At 39.7% G+C, this 22029-nt stretch carries 32 protein-coding genes; 28 read left to right on the plus strand and 4 right to left on the minus strand.

Features of this window, described 5'->3' with window-relative positions; genetic code table 11:
* Positions 1–122: 122 nt before the first annotated feature.
* Genes GWI58_RS13985 through GWI58_RS13990 form a run of 3 tightly spaced genes read left to right on the plus strand, consistent with a single transcriptional unit; the run spans position 123 to position 1197 of the window.
* Complete coding sequence (locus GWI58_RS13985) at positions 123–593, plus strand: lysozyme (RefSeq protein WP_036976681.1); 471 nt, start codon at positions 123–125, stop codon at positions 591–593.
* Positions 575–733 (plus strand): hypothetical protein, encoded by a 159-nt coding sequence (locus tag GWI58_RS17745; RefSeq protein ID WP_012367623.1) that lies wholly within the window; start codon positions 575–577, stop codon positions 731–733. Before GWI58_RS13985 ends, GWI58_RS17745 begins: the two co-directional genes overlap by 19 nt.
* 2 nt (positions 734–735) lie before the next feature.
* The gene (locus tag GWI58_RS13990) at positions 736–1197 is read left to right on the plus strand and encodes a lysis protein (protein ID WP_036907970.1); all 462 of its coding nucleotides are present in this window, start codon (positions 736–738) and stop codon (positions 1195–1197) included.
* Positions 1198–1405: 208 nt separating this feature from the next.
* Here GWI58_RS13990 and GWI58_RS13995 read toward each other — a convergent pair whose 3' ends face one another.
* Positions 1406–1834 carry a hypothetical protein gene (locus GWI58_RS13995; protein WP_036976683.1) on the minus strand — a complete coding sequence of 143 codons (429 nt, stop codon included), beginning with the start codon at positions 1832–1834 and terminating at the stop codon, positions 1406–1408.
* 284 nt (positions 1835–2118) lie between these two features.
* Between GWI58_RS13995 and GWI58_RS17750 the strand changes: the two genes are divergently transcribed.
* From GWI58_RS17750 to GWI58_RS14075, 17 genes are all read left to right on the plus strand, one after another.
* On the plus strand, positions 2119–2283 hold the full coding sequence (locus GWI58_RS17750; RefSeq protein WP_164530411.1) for a hypothetical protein: 165 nt from the start codon (positions 2119–2121) through the stop codon (positions 2281–2283).
* Between the two features lie 85 nt (positions 2284–2368).
* Positions 2369–2971 carry a hypothetical protein gene (locus GWI58_RS14000; RefSeq protein ID WP_017628804.1) on the plus strand — a complete coding sequence of 201 codons (603 nt, stop codon included), beginning with the start codon at positions 2369–2371 and terminating at the stop codon, positions 2969–2971.
* A gap of 2 nt (positions 2972–2973) precedes the next feature.
* Entirely contained in the window at positions 2974–4461 is a 1488-nt protein-coding gene (locus tag GWI58_RS14005) for a hypothetical protein (protein ID WP_036976687.1), read from the plus strand.
* Entirely contained in the window at positions 4461–5831 is a 1371-nt protein-coding gene (locus GWI58_RS14010; protein WP_012367628.1) for a DUF4055 domain-containing protein, read from the plus strand. Before GWI58_RS14005 ends, GWI58_RS14010 begins: the two co-directional genes overlap by 1 nt.
* Positions 5828–6949: a phage minor head protein gene (locus GWI58_RS14015; protein ID WP_012367629.1), complete on the plus strand. Its 1122-nt coding sequence runs from the start codon at positions 5828–5830 to the stop codon at positions 6947–6949. The genes GWI58_RS14010 and GWI58_RS14015 overlap by 4 nt, the downstream gene beginning before the upstream one ends.
* A gap of 111 nt (positions 6950–7060) precedes the next feature.
* Positions 7061–7822 (plus strand): hypothetical protein, encoded by a 762-nt coding sequence (locus tag GWI58_RS14020; protein ID WP_012367630.1) that lies wholly within the window; start codon positions 7061–7063, stop codon positions 7820–7822.
* Between the two features lie 13 nt (positions 7823–7835).
* Positions 7836–8789 carry a major capsid protein gene (locus tag GWI58_RS14025; RefSeq protein WP_012367631.1) on the plus strand — a complete coding sequence of 318 codons (954 nt, stop codon included), beginning with the start codon at positions 7836–7838 and terminating at the stop codon, positions 8787–8789.
* Positions 8790–8842: 53 nt separating this feature from the next.
* Entirely contained in the window at positions 8843–9076 is a 234-nt protein-coding gene (locus tag GWI58_RS14030) for an Ig-like domain-containing protein (RefSeq protein WP_228766817.1), read from the plus strand.
* Positions 9077–9115: 39 nt separating this feature from the next.
* Complete coding sequence (locus GWI58_RS14035) at positions 9116–9595, plus strand: DnaT-like ssDNA-binding protein (protein ID WP_012367632.1); 480 nt, start codon at positions 9116–9118, stop codon at positions 9593–9595.
* Between the two features lie 2 nt (positions 9596–9597).
* On the plus strand, positions 9598–9948 hold the full coding sequence (locus tag GWI58_RS14040; protein WP_036976689.1) for a hypothetical protein: 351 nt from the start codon (positions 9598–9600) through the stop codon (positions 9946–9948).
* Position 9949: 1 nt separating this feature from the next.
* The gene (locus GWI58_RS14045; protein WP_004245966.1) at positions 9950–10531 is read left to right on the plus strand and encodes a hypothetical protein; all 582 of its coding nucleotides are present in this window, start codon (positions 9950–9952) and stop codon (positions 10529–10531) included.
* Positions 10528–10929 carry a phage tail terminator-like protein gene (locus tag GWI58_RS14050; protein ID WP_004245963.1) on the plus strand — a complete coding sequence of 134 codons (402 nt, stop codon included), beginning with the start codon at positions 10528–10530 and terminating at the stop codon, positions 10927–10929. The genes GWI58_RS14045 and GWI58_RS14050 overlap by 4 nt, the downstream gene beginning before the upstream one ends.
* 45 nt (positions 10930–10974) lie before the next feature.
* Positions 10975–11631 (plus strand): phage tail protein, encoded by a 657-nt coding sequence (locus GWI58_RS14055; protein WP_004247505.1) that lies wholly within the window; start codon positions 10975–10977, stop codon positions 11629–11631.
* 51 nt (positions 11632–11682) lie between these two features.
* Positions 11683–11988, plus strand: coding sequence for a phage tail assembly chaperone (locus GWI58_RS14060; protein WP_004245960.1), 306 nt, complete (start codon positions 11683–11685; stop codon positions 11986–11988).
* A gap of 26 nt (positions 11989–12014) precedes the next feature.
* Positions 12015–12290: a DUF1799 domain-containing protein gene (locus GWI58_RS14065; RefSeq protein WP_012367633.1), complete on the plus strand. Its 276-nt coding sequence runs from the start codon at positions 12015–12017 to the stop codon at positions 12288–12290.
* Positions 12291–12515: 225 nt separating this feature from the next.
* Positions 12516–12749: a hypothetical protein gene (locus GWI58_RS14070; protein ID WP_012367634.1), complete on the plus strand. Its 234-nt coding sequence runs from the start codon at positions 12516–12518 to the stop codon at positions 12747–12749.
* Between the two features lie 6 nt (positions 12750–12755).
* Positions 12756–13565, plus strand: a complete 810-nt coding sequence (locus tag GWI58_RS14075) for a hypothetical protein (RefSeq protein WP_012367635.1) — start codon at positions 12756–12758, stop codon at positions 13563–13565.
* A gap of 250 nt (positions 13566–13815) precedes the next feature.
* On the opposite strand, the gene GWI58_RS14080 is transcribed toward GWI58_RS14075, so the two are convergent.
* Together GWI58_RS14080 and GWI58_RS14085 are read right to left on the minus strand one after the other, a co-directional pair.
* A complete protein-coding gene (locus tag GWI58_RS14080) occupies positions 13816–14649 on the minus strand; it encodes a phage antirepressor N-terminal domain-containing protein (RefSeq protein ID WP_036976691.1) in 834 nt (277 codons plus the stop codon).
* A gap of 69 nt (positions 14650–14718) precedes the next feature.
* Positions 14719–14880: a toxin-antitoxin system HicB family antitoxin gene (locus tag GWI58_RS14085; RefSeq protein ID WP_004245955.1), complete on the minus strand. Its 162-nt coding sequence runs from the start codon at positions 14878–14880 to the stop codon at positions 14719–14721.
* Between the two features lie 113 nt (positions 14881–14993).
* On the opposite strand from GWI58_RS14085, the gene GWI58_RS14090 reads away from it, so the two are divergent.
* The 8 genes from GWI58_RS14090 (at position 14994) to GWI58_RS14125 (ending at position 21795) form a co-directional block, all read left to right on the plus strand.
* Positions 14994–15251 (plus strand): Arc family DNA-binding protein, encoded by a 258-nt coding sequence (locus GWI58_RS14090; protein ID WP_012367637.1) that lies wholly within the window; start codon positions 14994–14996, stop codon positions 15249–15251.
* A gap of 100 nt (positions 15252–15351) precedes the next feature.
* Complete coding sequence (locus tag GWI58_RS14095) at positions 15352–16197, plus strand: ParA family protein (RefSeq protein ID WP_004245953.1); 846 nt, start codon at positions 15352–15354, stop codon at positions 16195–16197.
* On the plus strand, positions 16184–16603 hold the full coding sequence (locus tag GWI58_RS14100; protein ID WP_012367638.1) for a hypothetical protein: 420 nt from the start codon (positions 16184–16186) through the stop codon (positions 16601–16603). The genes GWI58_RS14095 and GWI58_RS14100 overlap by 14 nt, the downstream gene beginning before the upstream one ends.
* On the plus strand, positions 16596–17264 hold the full coding sequence (locus tag GWI58_RS14105; RefSeq protein ID WP_012367639.1) for a hypothetical protein: 669 nt from the start codon (positions 16596–16598) through the stop codon (positions 17262–17264). Before GWI58_RS14100 ends, GWI58_RS14105 begins: the two co-directional genes overlap by 8 nt.
* Before the next feature lie 97 nt (positions 17265–17361).
* A complete protein-coding gene (locus GWI58_RS14110) occupies positions 17362–18231 on the plus strand; it encodes a hypothetical protein (RefSeq protein WP_046334561.1) in 870 nt (289 codons plus the stop codon).
* 59 nt (positions 18232–18290) lie between these two features.
* Positions 18291–21230, plus strand: coding sequence for a phage tail tape measure protein (locus GWI58_RS14115; protein ID WP_161769292.1), 2940 nt, complete (start codon positions 18291–18293; stop codon positions 21228–21230).
* A gap of 22 nt (positions 21231–21252) precedes the next feature.
* Positions 21253–21465 carry a hypothetical protein gene (locus tag GWI58_RS14120; protein WP_004247512.1) on the plus strand — a complete coding sequence of 71 codons (213 nt, stop codon included), beginning with the start codon at positions 21253–21255 and terminating at the stop codon, positions 21463–21465.
* A gap of 39 nt (positions 21466–21504) precedes the next feature.
* Positions 21505–21795, plus strand: a complete 291-nt coding sequence (locus tag GWI58_RS14125) for a hypothetical protein (protein ID WP_004247513.1) — start codon at positions 21505–21507, stop codon at positions 21793–21795.
* Positions 21796–21814: 19 nt separating this feature from the next.
* On the opposite strand, the gene GWI58_RS14130 is transcribed toward GWI58_RS14125, so the two are convergent.
* Complete coding sequence (locus GWI58_RS14130; protein ID WP_004245944.1) at positions 21815–22015, minus strand: hypothetical protein; 201 nt, start codon at positions 22013–22015, stop codon at positions 21815–21817.
* Positions 22016–22029 lie beyond the last annotated feature (14 nt).

A 22029-nucleotide genomic window follows, 5' to 3' on the forward strand; every position in this document is an offset into this window, starting at 1 on the left:
CGAGAGCAACGAAAACGCACTCAATTATTTGAAGAGCTTGTTCGACATGTTGACCCACAAAACCCAACTGAAACCCTAAAAAGGCTTGCTGAATTAATGGTGAAAGCGCCAAAGGATATTTAATGTCTCTCAAACAGAAAATAGCGGCGGTAACAACAGCAGGAGCCACAGCCATCGCGTTAGTAGTAATAGCCCATTTTGAAGGTGTACGTTATGAACCTTATCGTGATGTGGCGGGTGTTCTAACTGTTTGTTATGGACATACAGGCAAAGACATTATTCAAGGCAAGAGATACACACAACAAGAATGTGATGCGTTATTACAAATCGATTTTATTAAGACACAACAGCAAGTCGATGCATTAATCAAAGTATCACTCGATGACTACACCAAAGCTGCTTTATATTCCTTTGCTTTTAATGTGGGTACAACCGCATTTGCTCGCTCAACATTACTCAAGAAGCTAAACGCTGGTGATAGAGCGGGTGCCTGTGAAGAAATAAAACGTTGGGTATATGCGGGTGGAAAGGTTTGGCGAGGGCTTGTCAGTCGTCGAGAGGCGGAGTCAGCACTATGTCATGGAAAACTTTAATCATCATTATCGGCTTTATTCTTGCATTACTCATTACAGTCGCTGGTGGCATTTATCTCTTGATTGATAACTCATGTACTAAAGACCAAGTGAGTTTAGAAAAGCGCTGTCAGATTGCACTCTCATATCATCGGTACTAATCATGAAATACGGAAAACTCTATGCCGTCATTGCGATGGTAGGCATTATTGTGGGAGGCTATTGGGTGATTAATTGGCAAGCTAACAGAATTAATCTATTAGTAGAAACAAACAAAGAACTAACGGAGGCTCTCGAAGAACAGAAGTCTATTAATACTGACTATCAAGCACGCATAATGCGATTAAATCAGTTGGATATTCAATATACGCAGGAGCTAGCGAATGCTAAGAATGAAATTAGTCACTTGCGTGATATTAGTGAGCGTCATCCAGAGCGGGTGTACATCAAAGCCGAGTGTCCCAAAGTCAAAACCACTCCCTCCACCAGCTTGGCTTATGCAACCACCGCCCGACCTACTGACACCGCTATCCGAAATTATTGGTTACTCAGAGAGCGAATTGCAGAGTCAGAACAGATGATTAAAGGGTTGCAGGATTATATCAAACAAGAATGCATGGAATAAAAAAAAGCCCAGCATGGGTGCATGGGCAAACTAACAGGATATTAATCAAAGTATAGTGATAATTACTTAGTATAGCTTAAGTAAATATATATATCAGCAATTAGATAAGTCGTTTATCCATTAAGGAGAGTGATCATATCTTGACTGTTAGGAACAGACTAGAAGTGACCAAAGTAACGTAGTGACACGTGATGATGGTTGCGAATGGTTACTTTTTGTCGTCTGTATATATAGGCTTGGTGCAGGTGGCTTCCATCACAGGCATCCCTGGGGATGATATGGATTCAATTATTACTTTTGTGTCATTTCCACGAAGTAATGTAAGCCTTGTATCGTGGCTCATCCAATAGAATTCTTTGTAATAAGGTACTCCGAATTGAGATGAGTATGCTCCTTTTACCTTCATAGCATAGGTCGGAGATGGCATATGACTACTCTTTTTAGCTGGCGCTATCTTGAGGATTTGTGTTGCATTTGATTTATAAACAGAAAATATCTGGCTATCCTCACTTTTTTTGGTGGTGCCGTCTTGGGAGTAATTAATCCAAGAGCACTCCATTTCAAATATCAGGGTTTCATCTGTTGCATTAGCGCACACAGTGAACGGTATAAGTAAAGCAAAAAGATACTGTCTCATGATCCCTCTATGTCAATGCAATATCGTCTTACGACAAGACTATCACAAGAAGAGCTAACTATGACTGAAAAATATCACGTAATAGCAACTAAGAAAGATGGCTCAACATACAAAGGCATAATGACCACTAAAGAGCCTTATGTGACCAATAGGATAATCGGTAGCGCAAAAATAGAATACTAAATAAATTAGACCCAAAATAGCGTGTTTTGGGCATTCTTCAGGCCTGTGAGGATAAATAAAGGTGAGCAATTAAGCTCTATAAAAGACACAGGAGAATTCTAATGTCTAAAACAACCGATCAGCTGATCAACAATCTTAAGCATAACTTCAAGTTACTGGAAACCATTTATCAATCAGGCTTGTCAATTTACTACAATACTGACGTAATCCATGATGCTATTGATGCAATCATTGATGAGTTAAGGCGACGAGGAGTTGCTATCTAACAATAGCCCTCTCCGGCGGGTTTTTTATTGCAAATCACAAAGCTCACTACGGTGAGTTTTTTAATTTGTTATTGAGGATATGAATATGGCTAAAAGACCAGATTGGGAGGCCATCGAGTCGGCTTACCGAGCTGGCGTGATGTCCATAAGGGAAATAGCCTCTCAATACGAGATAACCCATCAGGCGATAAGTAAGCGCGCCAAGAAAGAAGGATGGGAGCGAGATCTAAAGGCAAAGGTTAAAGCTAGGGCTGAAAACTTGGTTGCCAAAAGGGAGGTTGCCAGTCTGGTTGCCACCGAAAAGGCTATTTCAGAACGGCAACTTATTGAGGCTAATGCCGAGGTTATCGCTAATGTCCGCATGGAGCATAGAGGCGATATTCGAAGGGCTAGAGAGTTAACCAACAACTTATTTGATGAACTATCTGCTGAATGTGCTGATGTGCCAGCCTTAAGAAAACTTGGCGAGTTAATGTTTAGTCCTGATGATAACGGACGCGACAAACTCAATGAAATTTATCACTCAATCATCTCCCTGCCTGAGCGCGTTAAGTCAGCCAAATCATTAAGCGAAACATTTAAAAATTTAGTTGGCCTTGAGCGTCAAGCATACGGCCTTGATGATGTTCAGCCGAATAAGACAGCTAGTCAGCTATCAGAACTAATGGACGACTTATCTAAGGAATAATCATGAAGCCAGAACATCTTGCATTATTGAGAGATAAGCTCTGGCGATTAAATCACCTCTACTGGATAACCAATAAAGAAGGCAAGCCAGTTCGATTTAAAATGACGCCTGAGCAACTCGAATATTTTGAAGGGATGCACACGCGAAACATTATCCTTAAAGCCCGTCAGCTTGGCTTCACTACTGAGGTCTGCATTATCCAGCTAGACGCGGCGTTATTTGAGGCGGCTAAATGTGCATTGATAGCCCACACACTTAACGATTCTAAGCGGCTATTTAGGGAAAAGATAAAGTATGCCTATGACAAGCTACCCGATGAAATCAAAGCGGCTAACCCAGCGAGTAATGATGCGGCTGGTGAGTTGGTGTTTAGCAAAGGCGGCTCGCTCTATATCAGCACGTCATTTCGTGGCGGTACGCTCCGTTATTTGCACGTTTCTGAGTTCGGTAAGATATGTGCTAAGTATCCAGAGAAAGCCCGTGAGATTGTCACTGGCGCATTTGAGGCGGTATCAAGCGATTGTTTTACGACGATTGAAAGCACAGCGGAGGGTCGAGCAGGTTATTTCTTCGATTATTGCCAGTCTGCTGAGAAAGCGCAAATTCAGAATAAGACTCTCTCTAACCTAGACTGGAAGTTCTTTTTCTTCTCATGGTGGAAGAATCCAGAGTATGCCATTAACCCTGTTGAGCCATTACCCCAGCGGTTAGTTGATTACTTTGATGAGATAGCCAGCAAACATGGTGTTCAATTAAACGAGCGCCAGAAAGCATGGTATTACGCCAAAGAGAAAACGCTTGGCGACGATATGAAACGGGAATACCCGTCAATACCGTCTGAGGCATTCCAACAATCGGTTGAAGGCGCTTACTACGCTAAGCAATTCCGCTACCTGTACGAAAATAAACGCATTGGCACACTTCCTGATAACTCACACTTACCGGTTCACACGTACTGGGATATTGGCGTCGGTGATTCAACATCAATTTGGTTTATCCGTGAAGTGGGCGAAGAGTTCCATGTCATTGATCACTACTCAAACAGTGGTGAAGGTCTACGGCACTACATGAAAGTGTTAAAAGACAAAGGCTACACATATGCAAGTCACAATGGCCCTCATGATATCGATAACCGTGAGTTTGGTTCTGATGCGAAATCACGACGTGAATTAGCGCGTGAAGGGTACGAAATAGACGGACAAATTTACTCAATCCGATTTGAAGTGGTGCCAAAGCTTTCAGTCGATGAAGGTATCGAGGCAGTACGTGAAATTCTGCCACTTTGCGTGTTCGATGAACACAAATGCAGTGAAGGCATTGCTCATCTAGAAGCTTATCGCAAAGAGTGGGATGACAAGCGGGGCTGTTGGAAAGATAAACCGCTTCACGATTACACGTCACATGATGCTGATGGATTTAGATATTTTGCGGTGAGCAGAAGAAATACCAAGCGCCCAGCATTCGAAATTAACCTAGGAACAACCTTCTGATGAGTACAACAAATGTAGATTTCACTCGACCGGAGTATAAAACGGCTGCTCCTCAGTGGGAGTTAGTGCGCTCTGTTTGTCGAGGTGGTGAAGATATAAAAAGCTATCTTCCTGAGCTTGAAGAGCAAGATAGTGAGCGTAAAAAGAAGCGCAATAAAGATTATCAAGACCGTGCGGTGTTCTATCCAATAACGGGCAATACTCGCAACGGCATGATAGGGATGGCATTTAAAAAAGATCCCTTAGTTGCTGTCGTCGAAAAGCTGTCGTGTTTAAAAGACGATGCTGACGGGGCGGGTTCAAGTATCTATCAATTGGCTCAGTCTTCACTTGAGTCAGTATTGGAAGTCGGTCGGCATGGTCTGTATGTTGATTACAACAGTGATTCGAAACTCCCGTACATATTCCAATATCGTGCTGAAGACATCATTAACTGGCGTACAGCTCGTATTAATGGGCGCACGATGTTAACGCTGGTGGTATTGCGTGAAACGGTGGAAGAAGAGGACGGGTTTGGTTTTAAGGATGAGGTTCAATACCGTGTATTGTCGATAGAAGAAGGTAAGTTTGTCTGTCGTGTCTATCGCAAGCCCAGTGGAAGTAGCGTTTTTGAAATTTCTTCTGAGTATATACCTGCGCGTGCTGGTAACGGTGTGTGGAATGAAATTCCATTTACATTTATTGGTGCACAGAATAATGATCACACTATTGATGAAGCCCCACTTCTAGGATTGGCAAAAATCAACCTAGGGCATTATCGAAACTCTGCTGATTATGAAGATTCTGTTTTCTTCTGTGGGCAAATACAACCTTATCTAGGTGGGCTAGGAACAGAATGGCGTGACTATCTAGAAAAGAAAGGCGTTATGGTTGGTTCTCGCTCACCAATTATGTTGCCAGAAAAAGGTTTCTTTGGTTACGCTCAGGCTCAACCTAACATGCTGGCAAAAGAAGCAATGGACAGTAAACGCGATTATATGGTTGCGCTCGGTGCTCAATTGGTTTCTGCTGATAGCAAAGTTAAAACGGTTATTCAGTCTGTCGGTGAACAGAACGCACAAACCTCTATCCTGAGCATCTGTTGCTCTAATGTTTCCGATGCATGCAGTAAATCGCTAATATGGTGTGCTGAATACTTAGGTTTAGATACTGCAGGCATTTCGTTTGAGATTAACAAAGACCTCGTTAATCACATTGCCGATAGTTCGATGATCCGTGAAATCGTCGCAGCATGGCAATCTGGCGCAACGCGTAAATCTGACTTAGTGAGAAGTTTGCAGAAATATGATGTTATCGACCCCGCTGATGATGTTGATGTGGTGGTGGATGAGCTTAATAATCAAGAGCCGACAATGGTAGGTGAGACATGAGATCAGTGAATGAGCGGTTAATGGATGAATTGATTGCTCACTCCCTGTTTTCTGGTCGCTATTCTACAGGGGTGGCTAGACGCATGATAAAGGCACTTAATGAGTTTGATGCTGAATTAACTGCTTCACTTATAGTGTCTTTAGATGATACCTCCATCGATGTTAATAGTTTCACTGCAAGGCGATTGGAGTCGTTGCTGTCCAGCGTTAGAAGTATTAATAAGCGTGCAGTTGATAGTGCTTTTTCATTGTTAACAGAAGAAATGAGAGCGCATGCATTATATGAGGCTGGCTACTACCCATCACTGTTTGATGCTCTACTACCTGATGTTGTTCTACGCAAATATCCACTAATGAGCATTACAGAGGAAATGCTATTTTCCTCAGTCATGTCTCGCCCATTTCAAGGGAAATTACTTTCTGAATGGGCTGATGGATTAGAATCAGATCGCATGACACGCATAAATAACGCTGTTCGGAATGGTTATTTAAATGGTGATAGTGCGGTAGAAATCGGACGTAAAATCAGAGGACATGCAAACCAAGGTTATAAGGATGGCGTATTGCAACTAAGCCGAGCTAATGCGACGACAATAGCTAAAACGGCCATTAGCCATTTACAAGCAACAGCGCGAGATCAGTTTGCTGATGCCAATAAAGACATTCTTGATTGTAAACAATGGTTATCTACCCTCGATAATAAAACATCTCACGATTGCATTATTCGGGATAGGTTGAGATACACGCTGGAAGGTAAGCCTATTGGTCATAAAGTTCCTTATCTACAAGGCCCCGGAAAAATCCACTTCAATTGCCGCTCAACAGAAACGCTGGTTACCAAATCGTGGCGTGAATTAGGTATCGATTTAGATGAGATGGACGCAGGAACTCGTGCCTCAATGGACGGGCAGGTGCCAGCAGATACCAATTTTCTTGATTGGATACAACGGCAACCTGAATGGCGACAGCGTCAAGTTTTCGGAGAAACGCGATTCAGACTAATGAAAGAGGGCGGTATGCATCCTTCTGAGTTTTATACCGATAAGGGAGAGTTTATTTCACTAGAGCGACTTAGAGAGATAGATGGGCATGCATTTAGAGAGGCTGGATATAGCTAATCAATAAACCATTTAACAAGGTCACCTCGGTGGCCTTTTTTATTACCTAAACTCAGCTCAGGGCTGAGTTATTACAACGCGCTAGGCGCATCTAATCCCAAGGGGAATCACATGTTATTTATGAATATCGAACGCAAATATTATTCACAGGCTGATGATGGTTCGCAAGGTGGAGGTGGTGGAACACCGGAAATCACTCCAGAAATTCAAGCTATTATCGACCAGCAGGTTTCAGGGCTAAAGGCTAAAAACAGTGAGTTGCTAGGCAAGCTCAAAGAGCAAGGCGATAACCTGAAACGTTTTGAAGGCATTGACCCAGACACTGTGAAGGGCATGCTTAAACGCTTTGAGAATGACGAAGAAGCCAAGCTCATTGCTGATGGCAAGATTGACGAGGTTCTCAATAAGCGCACTGAGCGTTTGCGTGGTGATTTCGACAAGAAGTTAAAAGAAGCAAGCTCTAAAGCTGAAAAGGCAGAGGCGTTTGCAAATAAATTCCGTGCTCGTGTGTTAGGCGATGAAATTCGTTTTGCAGCAGGGAAAGCGGGTGCATTAACCAGCGCTCAAGAAGATTTAATTTTACGTGCCAAAGGCATTTTTCAGATCAACGATGAAGGTCAGGCCGTAGCCGTTGATGAAGATGGCAATCCAATCATGGGCAAAGATGGTCGCACGCCATTATCACCTATTGAATGGATTGAATCCCTAAAAGAAAGTGCTCCTCACTTATTCCCCGCAGCCTCTGGTACAGATGCAGGGAAACATAAACAAGGTGGTGCACATTTTAAACGTTCTCAAATGTCCGCCAGTGACAAGGCTGATTATATTCGCCGATACGGGCGTGACGCATATTTAAAACTTCCAAAAGAGTAAGGAAATATAAGTAATGGCTACGATGACTAATAATGATTTAGTAATTTATAACGATTTAGCACAAACTGCGTTTTTAGAACGCCGTCAAGATAATTTAGCAGTATTTAATCAGGCATCAAACGGCGCAATTGTGCTGGATAACCTTTTTATTGAGGGGGACTTCCGTAAGCGTGCATTTTATCAGATCGGCGGTTCGATTGAGCATCGTGATGTAAACTCCACAGCATCTGTAGAGAACAAAAAAATCGGCGCGGGCGAATCTGTTGATGTAAAAGCACCTTGGAAATATGGTCCTTATGCAACGACAGAAGAAGCATTTAAACGCCGTGGCCGTGATGTATCGGAGTTCTCTGAGTTAGTGGGTACCGATGCGGCAGATGCTTCACTAGAGGGTTATATCAAATACTCTTTAGCTGCTTTAGGTGCCGCTATTGGCAATAACAAAGAAATGGTGGTGACTGCGGATATTGCGACAGATGGCAAGAAAACACTGACCAAAGGTTTACGCAGATATGGTGATAAGTTCAACCGCGTAAATCTGTTTGTTATGCACTCAACCACCTACTTCGATATTGTTGATCAGGCCATTGACAACAAAGTGTATGAAGAAGCGGGTGTGGTTATCTACGGTGGACAGCCAGGCACATTAGGTAAGCCTGTGCTGGTAACGGATACAGCGCCAGTAGATGCCATCTTTGGTTTAGTGCCGGGTGCTGTGACTATCACTGAATCCCAAGAGCCGACTTTCCGATCTTATGAAATCAATGACAAGGAGAACTTGGAAGTTGGTTATCGTGGTGAAGGCGTGGTTAACGTTGGCGTTCTGGGCTATAGCTGGGATGAATCAAAAGGAAAAAACCCTGATTTAACACAGTTAGGCACCGCAGGTAACTGGAAGAAGCATTTCACTAGCAACAAATTAACCGCTGGCGTCATGATTAAACTGACTGCCGAAGAGGGAAAGTAACCCTGTCAGCGGATAAAACGTCCGCTATCGCTGACAGTACAGATACAGTAACGATCACTCTTAATTACACCAAGGGCAGCTCTCCAGTCGAAGGAGCTACCGTTAATTGGTCTACAACAGGTGGCAAATTAAGCGTTACTTCATCTAAGACGGGCAAAGCTGGTGGTGCGACAGTGAAATTAACTTCTGATTCACAGGGTGAATTTATTGTCACAGCCACTGTTGATGGTGTTGCACAAAATACTGATGCAATTACATTCACAGAAAAAACTTCTCCAGACGAGTAATTTAAGGGGCTTTGTGCCCCTCTTTTTTTTGAGGTGAGCATGATTGATCCTGATAAGAACTCTCCAATATTTAATAGCTACGCAAGTGTGGATGATTTGAAGAAATACGCTGAGGATAGAAATATCACTTTGGCAGATAGTGGACTAGAGGCATTACTAATTACGGCGATGGATTATCTTGAATCGCAAAAATGGTTAGGTAAACGAACTAACCTAAATCAACCTTTATCTTTCCCTCGCTCAGGGCTATCTCGCGACGGTGTTGCCATCCCAAGCGATCAGATACCAAAGCAATTAATCCAAGCTCAATGCCGTTTAGCGATTGAATCAGTAGAAAATGACCTACAGCCCACGTTAGGCGCTGAAATCACCTCAGAGCGAATTGAGGGCGCTATTACTGTGCAATATGCCGAAGGCACTAATACTGGCGCACCAAACTTTCCTTGGTTAAAAGGTTTATTGTCTGGCTTGATTGATGTCTCGGATGGATTTGCCATTAATACATTTGCAATGAGGTAGCCATGAACATTTATCAACGTGGGCAGAGTACAGCATTAAGGATGTTGAAAAAATATGGCGTTTCCTATCAGGCTAAGCGTGATGGTAAGCATTGGGTTGATGATGAGGGGCAGGAACACTTTGAGCTAGAAACGTTATTTTCTGTTGTCGGGGTAAAAACGCAATATAAACCTTACGAAATCGATGGCACGCTTATTCTCTCTACGGATATTAAAATGATACTTCCTCCAGATATTGATATTCAGAAAGGGGATAAGGTGCTTGTCGATGGCGTTTGGTTGCGCGTTCATGAACCGAACCCTGTTAAACCCGCTGATATTATTATCTGCTATCAGTCTCAACTGAGGGCGTGACATGTCAGATCAGTTCATGAAGTCGATTAATATCTTTATCGACAAATCTAACGCAAATATTGAAACGGTTGTCAAAAATACAGGGTTTAAAATATTAGCGAAGCTTGTTGATATGTCACCTGTTGGAAATCCTGAATTATGGGAAGTTAATAGGGTTGCCTCAAACTACAATAAAGCAGTTTTTGAACATAATGAATATCTAAAACAAGATCCTAATAATTTAACACCAAAGCGACGTCAATTAAAAAAGCGTGTTCGTGTTAATGACTCTATGGATATTTATGTTCCTCCTGGTTATACAGGGGGGCGGTTTAGAGGTAATTGGCAGGTGTCATTTGATGCCCCAGCGGAAGGCGAGACGGGGCGCATAGATAAGTCAGGCAATATGACAAAGGCGTTAGGCAACGTTGTTATTGAACAATTTAAGGTAGGAATGAAAGCTATCTATTTCACAAACAATGTGCCTTATGCTTACCGCCTTGAAATGGGGCATTCGAAACAAGCACCTAACGGTATGGTTGCTGTGACTGCTGAGGAATTTAGTCAGTTTTTCAACTCTGCCGTATCGGAAACTAAATCATGAATCAGTCGACAATTAATACTGAAATACGAAAGCTGGTGGCGAGCATTGGCAAGGATTTAAATCTTAAAATCGCATGGCCCAATCTTCCTTTTAATGATATTAACGATCCCTATCTTCAACTCCATGTCATGCCAGCAGAAACGGATAACATCGGGTTATCTCTGGATATGCCTGTTTATCGTGGTGTTATCCAAATTAACGTAGTTGGGAAAGTAGGGGGTGGGGACGCTAAGATATCAACTATTGCTGATGACGTTAAAAACAGATTAGAAAATGGATTAACATTAGGGGAGGGTATCTACATTAACGGAGAGCCTAGCCAGTTCCCTCCAATTTCAGATGAAACAAATTATACCATTCCTATTCGTGCATCCTATCGATGTAATGCAATCCGATAACACCGCTTAATTGCGGTTTTTTTATACCTAAAATAGAGGTTAACAATGGCCTATAACATTCCTAATGGGTCGCGTGTTTACGTCGCAAGTAAATACGATGACGAAATTAAAATTACCGAGGCAACTAATGCCGAAGAAGCCGTACTAACAGTTGATGATGTGGGTGACATTGCTAAAGGCGATATTGTTCATGTTACATCTGGCTGGAAAAAAGCTTCGGGTGCTTTCCGTGTTGCAAGTGTCGCTGAATCTAAAATCACCTTAGAAGGTGTCGATACAAGTGATAAAAATGTGTTTCCTGCTGGTGGCGGTACAGGAACATTAAAGAAAGTATTGTCATGGGAAGTCATGCCACAGGTAATGACACTTTCTACAGAAGGTGGGGAACAGCAAACTCAAGAGGTTCAATTTCTTGAAGATGAGCAGGCAGAAACTATCGATACCTATAAAAATGGTGTTGTACAGGTTTATACCTTTGCTCACGATGCTAAGCTGCCTATCCGTAAATTGCTAACAAAATTGGACGACAGTAAGCAAGTTACTGCAATCCGATTCTTCAATAAACGCGCAGAAGAAGATCGCTATTACACAGCTTCAATTTCATTCCAGCGTGTGCCAAACACTGCTATCAACGAAGTTGAAAACGTAACAGCGCGATTCTCACTTAAATCTGAAATGCAGATTTATACCAACGCATCTTAATCAATAAATACTCACAACAGCCCCGAGTCAGGGGCTTTTTAAGGACTAATAATGCCTAAATTTACACTCGTCCCAAATCCAACCTTCAAAGCTAACGTTAAAATTCCTGTTGCCGGCAAAGAAAAGCCAGAAGTAGTTACATTCACATTTAAACATCACTCAGTAAGTGAGCTTGATGGAATGCGAGAAAAACCGATTTCTGAGTTCTTTGAGCAGATTATTGCTGACTGGGCGATCGAAGAGCCATATAACAAAGAAAATTTAAACATATTGTTAGATAACTACCCTTCAGCCTCTCGTGCTATTTCATCAACATATTACAACGAGCTGCTAGGTAACCGCGAAAAAAACTCCTAACGGTCGCCGAGGCGATGTATGGCGGAATGAGTTCAAAAGAATCGGCTGAGTTCGAGCGAGCTTTTGGCTTTCCGCCTGACATTGATGATGTTGAGGTGTGGCCTGATGTTTGGGATTCGTATCAAGTATTTTCAGCCATGAATACACAGTGGCGCGTAGGTATGAATGGTATTACTGGCTTGGATTACAACCCATTAAACCAAATAATGGACTTACTCAACATCAAAGATAGAGCGACCGTTTTTAGCGATATCCGCATTATGGAAGCTAAGGCGTTAGAGGTAATGCATAAAAGGTCATAATAATGAGCTGATCAGTGGTAAACGCCGGTTGGTGAGTAGGAAGAGAGGATAAAGGGAGGCTGCGAGCAAGAATGCAGCACATAGTAATTAGTTTGGCTTAAAGCTTGACCTAGTAAATAAAATGTGGATCAAGTTATGGACAAGTGATACCTTTCTGATATCATAAAAATATAGCTATACACATTGTATAGTCATTTCACTTACAAAATAATAACGGAGGGGATTATGAAAAAGTTAATTCGAGAATTTCTTCGTGTAATTCTCTCAGTTGAAAAAATAACCAATCCAATTATTGGTGGTAACGATCAGAAATCTAAAGACGAAAAAGAGGCTTTAGACAATAAAGATAATTTCTTTGTTGGTCGTGATGGTTCGATATCACTAAATCCTAACAGTATAGTTGTCCAGAAGGCTTTTAAAGACAACATAGAAAAATTACAGTCAACAAAAGGGCGGTAATTCTTAGTGTGGGCTGCTGTAATTGTTCTCGTCTTGGTTTGTGGCTATAACTATGTAGATAATCATTTGCCGTCAAGATATAAACTGAATAATTCTGTTGGTTGGAACGCGTACTTTTTTGTAGCGCTCAAAGGCGGTGAGTTTTTAATACAAGGGCTGATGGCATCTGTTGTGGTTGCCATTGGCCTTTATATTATTATGTATATATTGAATGCGCCATCTTATCTTTTTGGTTGGTATGAGCCTTTCACATTTGTAGACTCTATTTTCAATATCAGAGTTTCTGGTATGAGTTTTTGGACTATCTTGTGGTTATCTTTTACTGTTTTGATATCTATCGGAAAGACTGCTGATGTTAAAAAAAGAAATCAATCCCTACAAAAGAGAATGGAAGACTTTAGGGAAGTAGCAAAAGTTTACGCCATTGAAAGTTTGCTACTGGAGTCATTTGAAAGAATGGATGATGGCTTACTGGTTTTTGTGACTCTCAAGTCTAGAAAGGTTTATGTTGGAATGGTTGATGGCATCAGGTTTGAAGGAATGGATATCAATACGCTAGTGTTAATACCGTTCATGTCAGGATATAGAGAGAAAGATACATTAACATTCCATGTTGAGCACAACTACACAGATCACTACGCGCAACAAGGAATAAACTTCAGCTCAGAGCCGTTATCAGTATTCCAGTTTAGACATGTCTTACCTTATGAGCAAATAGAGTCATTTTCGTTATTTAACGTCAACACATACAATGTATTTCAAGAAGTAGCAAAAGAAAAAGAGATAAAAAAGAAATCAGAAACAGATTCAAACTAACCCACTCCGGTGGGTTTTTTGTTGCCTGAATATCTCAAATTATTGATATTGTTTGATTGTTCTAAATTGAAATGACCGACCTACAAAATAATTGTAGGTAACTACAAAAGTTTTGTAGTTCAAATATTGAGCGACTCCTAAAGGGTTTTACACAAAAGTTGTAAAACTTATCTTGTGTAATTTATTGATATAGTTTGATTATAACGAATCGTTAGAATTGATAGCCCGTCCTTGGGCGTTACTACTATTGTTATGCAATTAACGGAGTGTTTAAAATATCTCCGCTTTTCTCACCTTGCATAACTTGGGTGCGTAGACGGAAGTTTTGCAGTAACTCAATAAGCGCATTAGAGTCACGTTGTAATTTTTGAATGTATTCAACACTGACAACGTTATGACCATCAACGCTAACTACTTGTTGCTTTTCATTTTTATAAGAAACCAACCATCTTCCCTCTTTGGGTATGGTTACAGTGATTGAGTTTTGATTTGGCTCAAAAAGTATATTTTCTTCCTGTTTAGGAATGTATTCACCCTCAAGAACGAACTTGTGAATATACTCAACCGCATCGGGTATCTGATCTGCTGTTAGCTCTTCAATGCTACTAACATTAAATTTCTGGTGAACAAGAGAATAGGCTTCTGGGTACATAATGCCTTTCTTACTAACCAGTAGATTAACAGCATTCTTTAATGGGTTGCGTTCTTGAACAGTTGATTTGTGTTTTTTCTTAACTTCACCAGTAGTCCAATATTCATAAAGTACGTCGTCACACTCTTCTTGATACTTGATTACTTTATCGCGGATCTCTGGTTTGACTTTGTTAGGGCTGATAGTGTGAAGCCAGCCTGCAAGTTTACGGAGAGCTAGGCAAAGCATTGATTGCTCACCGCCTTTTAAAGGTATCACGATTTCCGTGATCCCTTTACTAAACCTTTGTTTTAGCTTTTCAAATTGAGATTGCCAAGTTAACCCCATGCCTTCAACTATTGGCTTCATTGGTACATATGGTTCGCCGTTGAAATTTACTACATACAGGTTGTTACCGTGGAAAGGTACGTTAATTGTTGATACACTAGTCATGTCGGTTACTCCGTAGTTTCTGACAAATTAGAAGCCCTAGCTACCGCAAATAGTTGGGGCTTCGCTGTTTTAGTTGACACGTTTTTCTCTTTCTTTCACATACCAAGCTATCGCTTGATTAACTATTGAGTTTTGCGAAATACCATCTTTCGCTGAGAGTTCTACCACTTTACTTTTTAACACCTCTGTTAATCTGAGTTGAAATTTTCCTGTTTTTTTATTGGTATTCATATCTTCATCCTTTTATGTGTCTATGTGACATCACAAAGATATCAATGTGAATCTATATAGTCAACGAATAATTGACTATATTGTGATATCACAATGACTTTACTGGTGGTTGTATGTCACAAAAAAATACGAGAATAAGAGATATAACGCCTTATAGCCTTAGAATGCCTGATACTCTGAAGGAAAAGTTAATGCAAAGGGCAAGTAAGAATGGGCGATCTCTTAATGCTGAAATGGTTATGATTCTTCAGTCTGCCGTGGATGAGGATAACACCCCTAAAAACTTAAACGAGTTGTCACAGCTTGATCCTGAAAAGTTCAAAGAACTGTTCATGGAAACTATCAAGAAGATGAATGAGGGTAAAAAGTGACTAATATCACATTTTATTTTGTTGTTACTGTATAAAAAACAGGAATGTAAAATTTTTTAGTGCCTGTAATATATTTTGATATTTTCTTTGGAGCTTGCACATGAATGCGCCTGTAATTAGCTTTATTAATATGAAGGGTGGGGTGGGAAAGACCACTCTATGTATTAGTATTGGTGAGTATTTAGCAAACTATAAGGATAAAAAAGTATTAATAATAGATATTGATCCTCAGTTTAATGCAACACAATCTTTTATGGGTAAGCATGATAAAATAAGTGAGTACTTATCTTTAGTAAAACAAAGAAAGACAATCAAGAGAATATTTGAAGTAAATGCTTCTATATATGATGAAGATGCAGTATTAAAAAAAGAAGATGTTATTTACAGTGTATATCCAAATCTAGATATAATCCCTGGTGATATAAACATAATGTTTGAGCATAACACGGTAGATACAATTAGATTGATTAGGATAAGAAATTTCATTGAAGACAATAAGTTAAGAGAAATCTACGACTATATTTTTATTGATTGTCCGCCTACCATTTCGATGTATACCGAAGCGTCCATAATGGCATCTACACATTATATAATGCCAATGAGAATAGATCAGTATTCAGTATTAGGGAGTAACAATTTGCTATCAATTGTTTCTAAGCTGGCTAGAGATCAAAGACTTACAATAAAGCCGTTGGGTGTTATTTATACCGATACTGCACCAAAAAGATTGACCAAGAAGACCAGAGCAATTAAGACGGCTATAGAAACCGAAAAAGGAATCAGGGATCTATATTTCTTCAAGAATCATTTTTCAAAGGTTAGGGATTTACAGGTTGGTCAGCAATTAAATTTTGCGTCAGCGTATTCTCAGTCTAAAGAAATCATTGATAGAATATGTACGGAACTCGAGGCTAAGCTTAAAGAGGTTGATGATGAATCAGAATAAATTAATAACTAAAAAGAAATTAATGGAACTAAAAGATTCTGAATCGCTTGAGTTTATGATCGGGTTTCTATCTTTAGTAATATTTTCCAAAGAAATTTTTAAGTCGAATTTTGAATTGAGTGAATTTATTAAAGATGCATTTAAGATAGAATATAAAAGATACGTTGTATCCTCAAGAACCCTTATGTTCTCTAGGCTTGCGAAAGATATAGTTAGAAAATATTCTGATGGAAATCATTTCACAGCTAAAAATACTGTTGTCAATATCATTTATGAAAAGCTAGATCAGCTGCCAATCAACGATATCGCTTTAGAAGCGAAAAAGAAAGAAAATAAAAAGAGAAAAGGTAAAAATACTACAACAGAAAGTATCTCAAAGTGGATAAAGGGGTTTAGGGGTGAGTAACTTCCTTACTATTGACCCTTACAACGTGTTGGGAACAGTGTCCAAGTTCAAAGAAGACCTAAAAGTAATTCCTGACCAATATGTTGTTGACTCGTTAATATCAGCGGTAAAAAAGTCTATTTTTTTGAAGATAATTCACGAAAAATCTTTGAGAGGTAATAGACACTTATTAAGCGTCATCTATGATTTTTTAGGTTGTATTTCAGCAATAAAAAAAAATGAAGATAGATACTTTTATTTTAATATAAGGTCATGCATTGAAAATTCAATTAGATTCTTGTTGAACAAAGATAATGATGATGAGATCGGTGTTACAAGGATGTTCAGTGAGTTTAAAGAAAGATATAAAGGTGTAGACGGTGTTAGCGCACTTACTAGGGTATATTCTGATGCATGTAATTACGTTCATAACAATGTCAAGGCTGATATTGATGTATCAAAAAGCTATAAATACATTGATTCATCCAAGATTTTTGAAAAGAAAAAAAGCAGAAATCTATGTAATGACCTCGTTTCAGTGCAGTCGTCACTAGATAATTTTTTGCTAATTAATAATAAAGAAGACATAAAGTATTCATTTTTATATCTAAATGAAAATATAGAATATTTAATAAATAAAAAGTTTTTAGAAAGATTGTTCTCATCAGAATTGGTATCATAATTCTATAAACATGCTTCGGCAGGTTTTTTGTTTGCTTCAATTTGCGACTACACTCAGCTAACATTAAGAAAACTAAATAAAGAACTGAGAGGACGGGATGAAGAAGTTATTACTTGGTGTAGCGTTGTTGTTGATTGGTTCAAATGCCATTGCTGAATGGGAATACAAAAAACATTTTGATGAGATGAGGGGATCTGAAAGCTATACGGCATCGCTTCAATCAATGCCAATAAATAAAGATATAGATAACGAGTTGTTACTTCTCTTATCCAGCGATAATAATTCCACGTCGAGTTTAGCTGGCTTACACTTACTCAGTGGCAGATTTGATTGCGACAACCCCAATCTATGCAAAATAGCGGTAAGGTATGGCAATGGCGCGGTGAAAAGTGTATTTGTTAGACTTAATGATGAAAGGAACCTTGCTTTTTTCATTAACTCTAATGAGGTTGCGGAAACATTAAGGTTATCAGATGTTATGTATGTTGAGATACCAATATTCAGAAAAGGTAGCGCACAGTATAAGTATGATACATCAGGATTTAAATGGACGGGAATTGAAAAAACAGGAGAATATTTAACATCCTTAGGTTCCATTGATTTCACAAAAGAATTACCAAATATTCCTAGTAATACTTATAAAAATGATAGAGGGAGTGTTTGCTATGACATTAATGATTTTTCATTTGGGATAAAAGTAAAGGCGGTAGGAAAGGCTAGTGTGTGCATAGATGGGAAATTCCCTATTTATGTTGAAGTTAGTAATGTAAAAGTTAATAAAAATGACTTTGTGAAAGAGGTTAATTTAGCTAGAAAAGCCGATGAAGACACAGAGGGGAATACTCACATGTGGTTAGCGAGTGATGATGAATTTCTGACTATGATTCTTCTTACAAAACCAAATAAAAATGGATATGAGATATTCATGGATTATTCGCCAAGAATAAATATTTATAGTCAAAAGTAACTTTATCGAAAATAGACAAGCCACCTTCGGGTGGTTTTTTTATATCTGGAGGAAATTAAATGGCAGATATAGCAACAATATCATTAAAGGCTGATACGTCAGATCTGGAGCGTGGCACACAAAAGTTAAAGGAATTCGGCGATACGGCAGAAAAGGTAAGCGGTTCTTCGCGAAATTTAAATGACCAGTTTAATAGAGGGGTTGATCATCAAAAGAGAGCAGCCGACGCGATAAAGAGGCAAAAGAAAGAACTTGATGACTTATTAAATTCAATAAATCCAACCAATAAAGCATTTGATGCGCTTGATAAAGCCACTCAAAAATTAATAGAGGCAAATAAAAAAGGGATATTACCAAAGGATCAGTTTGCAGACTATAACGCCATACTTGAACAGACTAGAGATAAATTAACACGAGTTAATATGTCCCTTACTGCTGAAGGGCGGGCGTTGTTAGCTCAAGAGGCAGCAACAAATAGAGCCAAGCAAGCTGCTGATGATTTTTTAAATTCACTGAAAAATCAAACTGAAATTATAGGAAAAACGAGGACAGAGATTTTAGAGCTAAAAGCGGCTCAACTTGGCGTGTCGCAACAAGCCGCGCCGATGATCAACAAGCTAAAAGAGCAAGAAAAAGCATTCTTAAATGGCTCAATCACTATTGGTCAATATCGAAACGCTATGCGACAACTACCAGCCCAAATGACAGATATTGTTACGTCATTAGCATCAGGAATGCCTGTTTGGATGGTGATGATACAACAAGGGGGGCAAATAAAGGACTCATTTGGTGGTGTCGGTAACTCACTAAAAGCGTTAGCATCACTTATTACCCCTGCAAGAGTTGCTATGTTTGGTTTTGCTGGTGCTGCGGCAGCTGTGGCGTTAGCCGCGTATAAAGGGTCGCAAGAATTTGGCGAGTATAATAAGCAGTTAATTCTTACTGGTGGTTATGCAGGAAGAACAGCTGCACAGCTGGATGCTTTGGCTAGAAGCTTATCGGGGAATGGGATAACTCAGTATGGAATGGCTGATACTATTTCAAAAGTAGTTGGCTCTGGTGCTTTCTTGGGCCGAGATGTTGACATGGTATCTAAAACCGCTGCTGCTATGGAAAAAGCCGTTGGTCAATCGGTTGATGAGACAATAAAGCAATTTCAGAGATTGCAAGAAGATCCAGTTAAAGCAGTCACTGAATTAGATAAATCATTACATTTTTTAACTGCTACCCAATTAGAACAAATAACCACACTTCAGACGCAAGGAAAAGAGCAAGAAGCGGCTAAAATGGCTATGGAATCATATGCCAATGCTATGGATGAGCGAACCAAACAGATAAAGGAAAATCTAGGCCACCTTGAGAGAGCGTGGGAAGGGGTTAAAAACATGGCTAGTAGCGCATGGGATGCAATGCTAGACATCGGCAGAGAGAATACTCTAGAGCAGCAAATCAAAGAGTATGAAGAAGCTCTGATTGAGTTTCAAATAAACCCTGCCTCCAAGGGGCTGTATTATAACAAGACTGGATTAATGCCAGATGAAGTTAAAAGTAAACTCGCTCTATTAAAAGAAAAACAGACTCAAATCGCTATAAAAAATGCAAGTGAAAAAGCCGCAAGAGATGAGGAAGAGCGTAAAAAGGCGCAATTTAGAGCCGATCAAGAATTAAAGCGACAATACGAAACCGCAGAGGAAAAGCACCAAAGACTACTCAAGGAGATAATAAATAATGCGGATGCATCTCAAGCTGCAAAAGATGAAGCCATCCGCCGAGAGAAAGAGCGTTACGAGAAAGAAAAAGCCAAAGGTAAAGGTAAAACCCCAACCTACCGACCAGATTATGGTACTAGAGTAGATGAATCAGCAAATCAAGCCCTATTATCCCTACAAGCACAATTAAAGGTGCTAAAAGAGCATAAAACAGTCAGTGATGTGATTAGCTCTGAGCGTAAAAAACTTTGGGATATGGAAGCGAAAATATCAATCCTTGAGGAGGCTCAGAAAACAAGACAGTTAACCAAGGACGAAAAGGCGTTGCTTGCTAAAAAGGACTACATTCTTGCTTCTCAAGAAGCATTGGCCATAGCTGGTGATGAGGTTAAGCTTCAGGAGTTACATAATCGTGAGTTAGATAAACAACTTAAACGTGTTGAAGAAATTAATGCCAGAAGTCGCGCCTTAGAGTTGGGAGCTGGTAAGTCTGACCGCATGTATCAACGAGACATTGCACTAGAGAAAGCTAAATCACCAGACGAGAGAAAAGCCTTAGAGGAGTATTATGCTAAGGAAGACTCTATTCGTGCTAACTGGGAGTTAGGCGTCAAGAAAGGCTTTGCTGAATTCCAAGAACAGGCAACAAACGTTTACGGTAACGTAGCTCAAATTAGTCAATCAGCATTCCAAGGCATGAGTAACAGTCTCTCTGATTTTGTATTGACGGGCAAAGCTAATTTTGCTGACTTCACTCGCTCATTCTTAGAAATGACCACCAAGATGTTAATGCAGATGGCTATGCTAAATGCTATGAAAGCGGCATTTGGTGGTAATGCGGTAGGTAATTTCTTTGGGTTTGCAAGTGGTGGTTATACAGGCGGTGGTGGTAAATATGACCCCGCTGGCGTAGTGCATAAAGGCGAGTTCGTCTTTACCAAGGAAGCAACGCAACGATTAGGTGTAGATAATCTCTATCGACTAATGGATGCAGGAAAGAGAGGTTATGCTTCAGGTGGTCATGTCGGTGGTTCTGCGCCAATGTCGGTTACACAGCCAACAGCATTTATCGCTCGCAATCCTCAAATTGCTGGTGGTGGGGTGAATGTGACAATTGATATGAGCGGCGTCAAGATTGAAACCGAACAGCAACAAAGTGCAATGCCAAATATAGATGTGAGAGCTGCTGAGCAATCGTTAAAGAATAAAGTTAAAAGCCTTTTTATTAGTGAAGGGCGAGAAGGTGGTGATTTGTACAAGATCATTAAAGCAGTATCAGGAAATAGATAATCATTTAATAAGAGAGGTATTTATGAAATTAAAATTAGGAAATATTTGTATTCGTCCAGAAGATAAAGAAATTAGCATTCCAGTAGATGTATACATGGGAAATGAAGCTGATTTTGAACCACCAAAAGCATATCTGGTTTATCAAACTAGCTTTGATGCTAATAAGCCTCTTTCGGAATATTTTAAAGAATCCGAAGAATATGCAAGAAAAACAATTAAAGAATTAAACCAATAACAGCCACCAAATTCTGTGGCTTTTTAATGAGAGGTAGTTATGAAAATCAAAGTAGAGTTCCCATTGTTATCAAACAAATTTTCAGGAGTGGAAATTACAGGGGATGTGAAAAGATATGGCATTGGGGCTATAAAAATAAGTGAAAAACCTATATTAACGTCAGAAATTACAGTAACGGAGATAGTGGGAAATAATACCCCAGATGAAGAACCAAAGTTACAATTTAAGTACACAGAGGATTATAACCCAAATGAAACATTTGCTTCATTTATGGGGAGAGCGGAAAAATATGCAAGAACCATGATAGATCGCATAAAGGCGGCACAGTAACCGCCTTTATAATATGGTACTAATTATGTAAATGTGACTGAATGATACCAAACGCCTCGATAGTTACAGGACTATCATGCGATACTTTATTTAATTCACTAATAAGTTTTTCTTTTTCAATATCAGACATATTCCTAATCATTACTTGAATTATATACTCTAAAGCAAGAGTACGTGTTTGAAGGGTCTCTATGTCTTTAGCCATTTCACTAACTAACATATTCAATTCTCCAT

It is taken from the genome of Proteus sp. G2674 (assembly GCF_009915195.1).
Lineage (GTDB): Bacteria > Pseudomonadota > Gammaproteobacteria > Enterobacterales > Enterobacteriaceae > Proteus > Proteus mirabilis.

Bases quoted from the DNA above. Each gene is read 5' to 3' on its own strand.
- GWI58_RS13985 (WP_036976681.1), top strand. From the start codon at position 123: ATGTCTCTCAAACAGAAAATAGCGGCGGTAACAACAGCAGGAGCCACA.
- GWI58_RS17745 (WP_012367623.1), top strand. From the start codon at position 575: ATGTCATGGAAAACTTTAATCATCATTATCGGCTTTATTCTTGCATTA.
- GWI58_RS13990 (WP_036907970.1), top strand. From the start codon at position 736: ATGAAATACGGAAAACTCTATGCCGTCATTGCGATGGTAGGCATTATT.
- GWI58_RS13995 (WP_036976683.1), bottom strand. From the start codon at position 1,834: ATGAGACAGTATCTTTTTGCTTTACTTATACCGTTCACTGTGTGCGCT.
- GWI58_RS17750 (WP_164530411.1), top strand. From the start codon at position 2,119: ATGTCTAAAACAACCGATCAGCTGATCAACAATCTTAAGCATAACTTC.
- GWI58_RS14000 (WP_017628804.1), top strand. From the start codon at position 2,369: ATGGCTAAAAGACCAGATTGGGAGGCCATCGAGTCGGCTTACCGAGCT.
- GWI58_RS14005 (WP_036976687.1), top strand. From the start codon at position 2,974: ATGAAGCCAGAACATCTTGCATTATTGAGAGATAAGCTCTGGCGATTA.
- GWI58_RS14010 (WP_012367628.1), top strand. From the start codon at position 4,461: ATGAGTACAACAAATGTAGATTTCACTCGACCGGAGTATAAAACGGCT.
- GWI58_RS14015 (WP_012367629.1), top strand. From the start codon at position 5,828: ATGAGATCAGTGAATGAGCGGTTAATGGATGAATTGATTGCTCACTCC.
- GWI58_RS14020 (WP_012367630.1), top strand. From the start codon at position 7,061: ATGTTATTTATGAATATCGAACGCAAATATTATTCACAGGCTGATGAT.
- GWI58_RS14025 (WP_012367631.1), top strand. From the start codon at position 7,836: ATGGCTACGATGACTAATAATGATTTAGTAATTTATAACGATTTAGCA.
- GWI58_RS14035 (WP_012367632.1), top strand. From the start codon at position 9,116: ATGATTGATCCTGATAAGAACTCTCCAATATTTAATAGCTACGCAAGT.
- GWI58_RS14040 (WP_036976689.1), top strand. From the start codon at position 9,598: ATGAACATTTATCAACGTGGGCAGAGTACAGCATTAAGGATGTTGAAA.
- GWI58_RS14045 (WP_004245966.1), top strand. From the start codon at position 9,950: ATGTCAGATCAGTTCATGAAGTCGATTAATATCTTTATCGACAAATCT.
- GWI58_RS14050 (WP_004245963.1), top strand. From the start codon at position 10,528: ATGAATCAGTCGACAATTAATACTGAAATACGAAAGCTGGTGGCGAGC.
- GWI58_RS14055 (WP_004247505.1), top strand. From the start codon at position 10,975: ATGGCCTATAACATTCCTAATGGGTCGCGTGTTTACGTCGCAAGTAAA.
- GWI58_RS14060 (WP_004245960.1), top strand. From the start codon at position 11,683: ATGCCTAAATTTACACTCGTCCCAAATCCAACCTTCAAAGCTAACGTT.
- GWI58_RS14065 (WP_012367633.1), top strand. From the start codon at position 12,015: ATGAGTTCAAAAGAATCGGCTGAGTTCGAGCGAGCTTTTGGCTTTCCG.
- GWI58_RS14070 (WP_012367634.1), top strand. From the start codon at position 12,516: ATGAAAAAGTTAATTCGAGAATTTCTTCGTGTAATTCTCTCAGTTGAA.
- GWI58_RS14080 (WP_036976691.1), bottom strand. From the start codon at position 14,649: ATGACTAGTGTATCAACAATTAACGTACCTTTCCACGGTAACAACCTG.
- GWI58_RS14085 (WP_004245955.1), bottom strand. From the start codon at position 14,880: ATGAATACCAATAAAAAAACAGGAAAATTTCAACTCAGATTAACAGAG.
- GWI58_RS14090 (WP_012367637.1), top strand. From the start codon at position 14,994: ATGTCACAAAAAAATACGAGAATAAGAGATATAACGCCTTATAGCCTT.
- GWI58_RS14095 (WP_004245953.1), top strand. From the start codon at position 15,352: ATGAATGCGCCTGTAATTAGCTTTATTAATATGAAGGGTGGGGTGGGA.
- GWI58_RS14100 (WP_012367638.1), top strand. From the start codon at position 16,184: ATGAATCAGAATAAATTAATAACTAAAAAGAAATTAATGGAACTAAAA.
- GWI58_RS14110 (WP_046334561.1), top strand. From the start codon at position 17,362: ATGAAGAAGTTATTACTTGGTGTAGCGTTGTTGTTGATTGGTTCAAAT.
- GWI58_RS14115 (WP_161769292.1), top strand. From the start codon at position 18,291: ATGGCAGATATAGCAACAATATCATTAAAGGCTGATACGTCAGATCTG.
- GWI58_RS14120 (WP_004247512.1), top strand. From the start codon at position 21,253: ATGAAATTAAAATTAGGAAATATTTGTATTCGTCCAGAAGATAAAGAA.
- GWI58_RS14125 (WP_004247513.1), top strand. From the start codon at position 21,505: ATGAAAATCAAAGTAGAGTTCCCATTGTTATCAAACAAATTTTCAGGA.
- GWI58_RS14130 (WP_004245944.1), bottom strand. From the start codon at position 22,015: ATGTTAGTTAGTGAAATGGCTAAAGACATAGAGACCCTTCAAACACGT.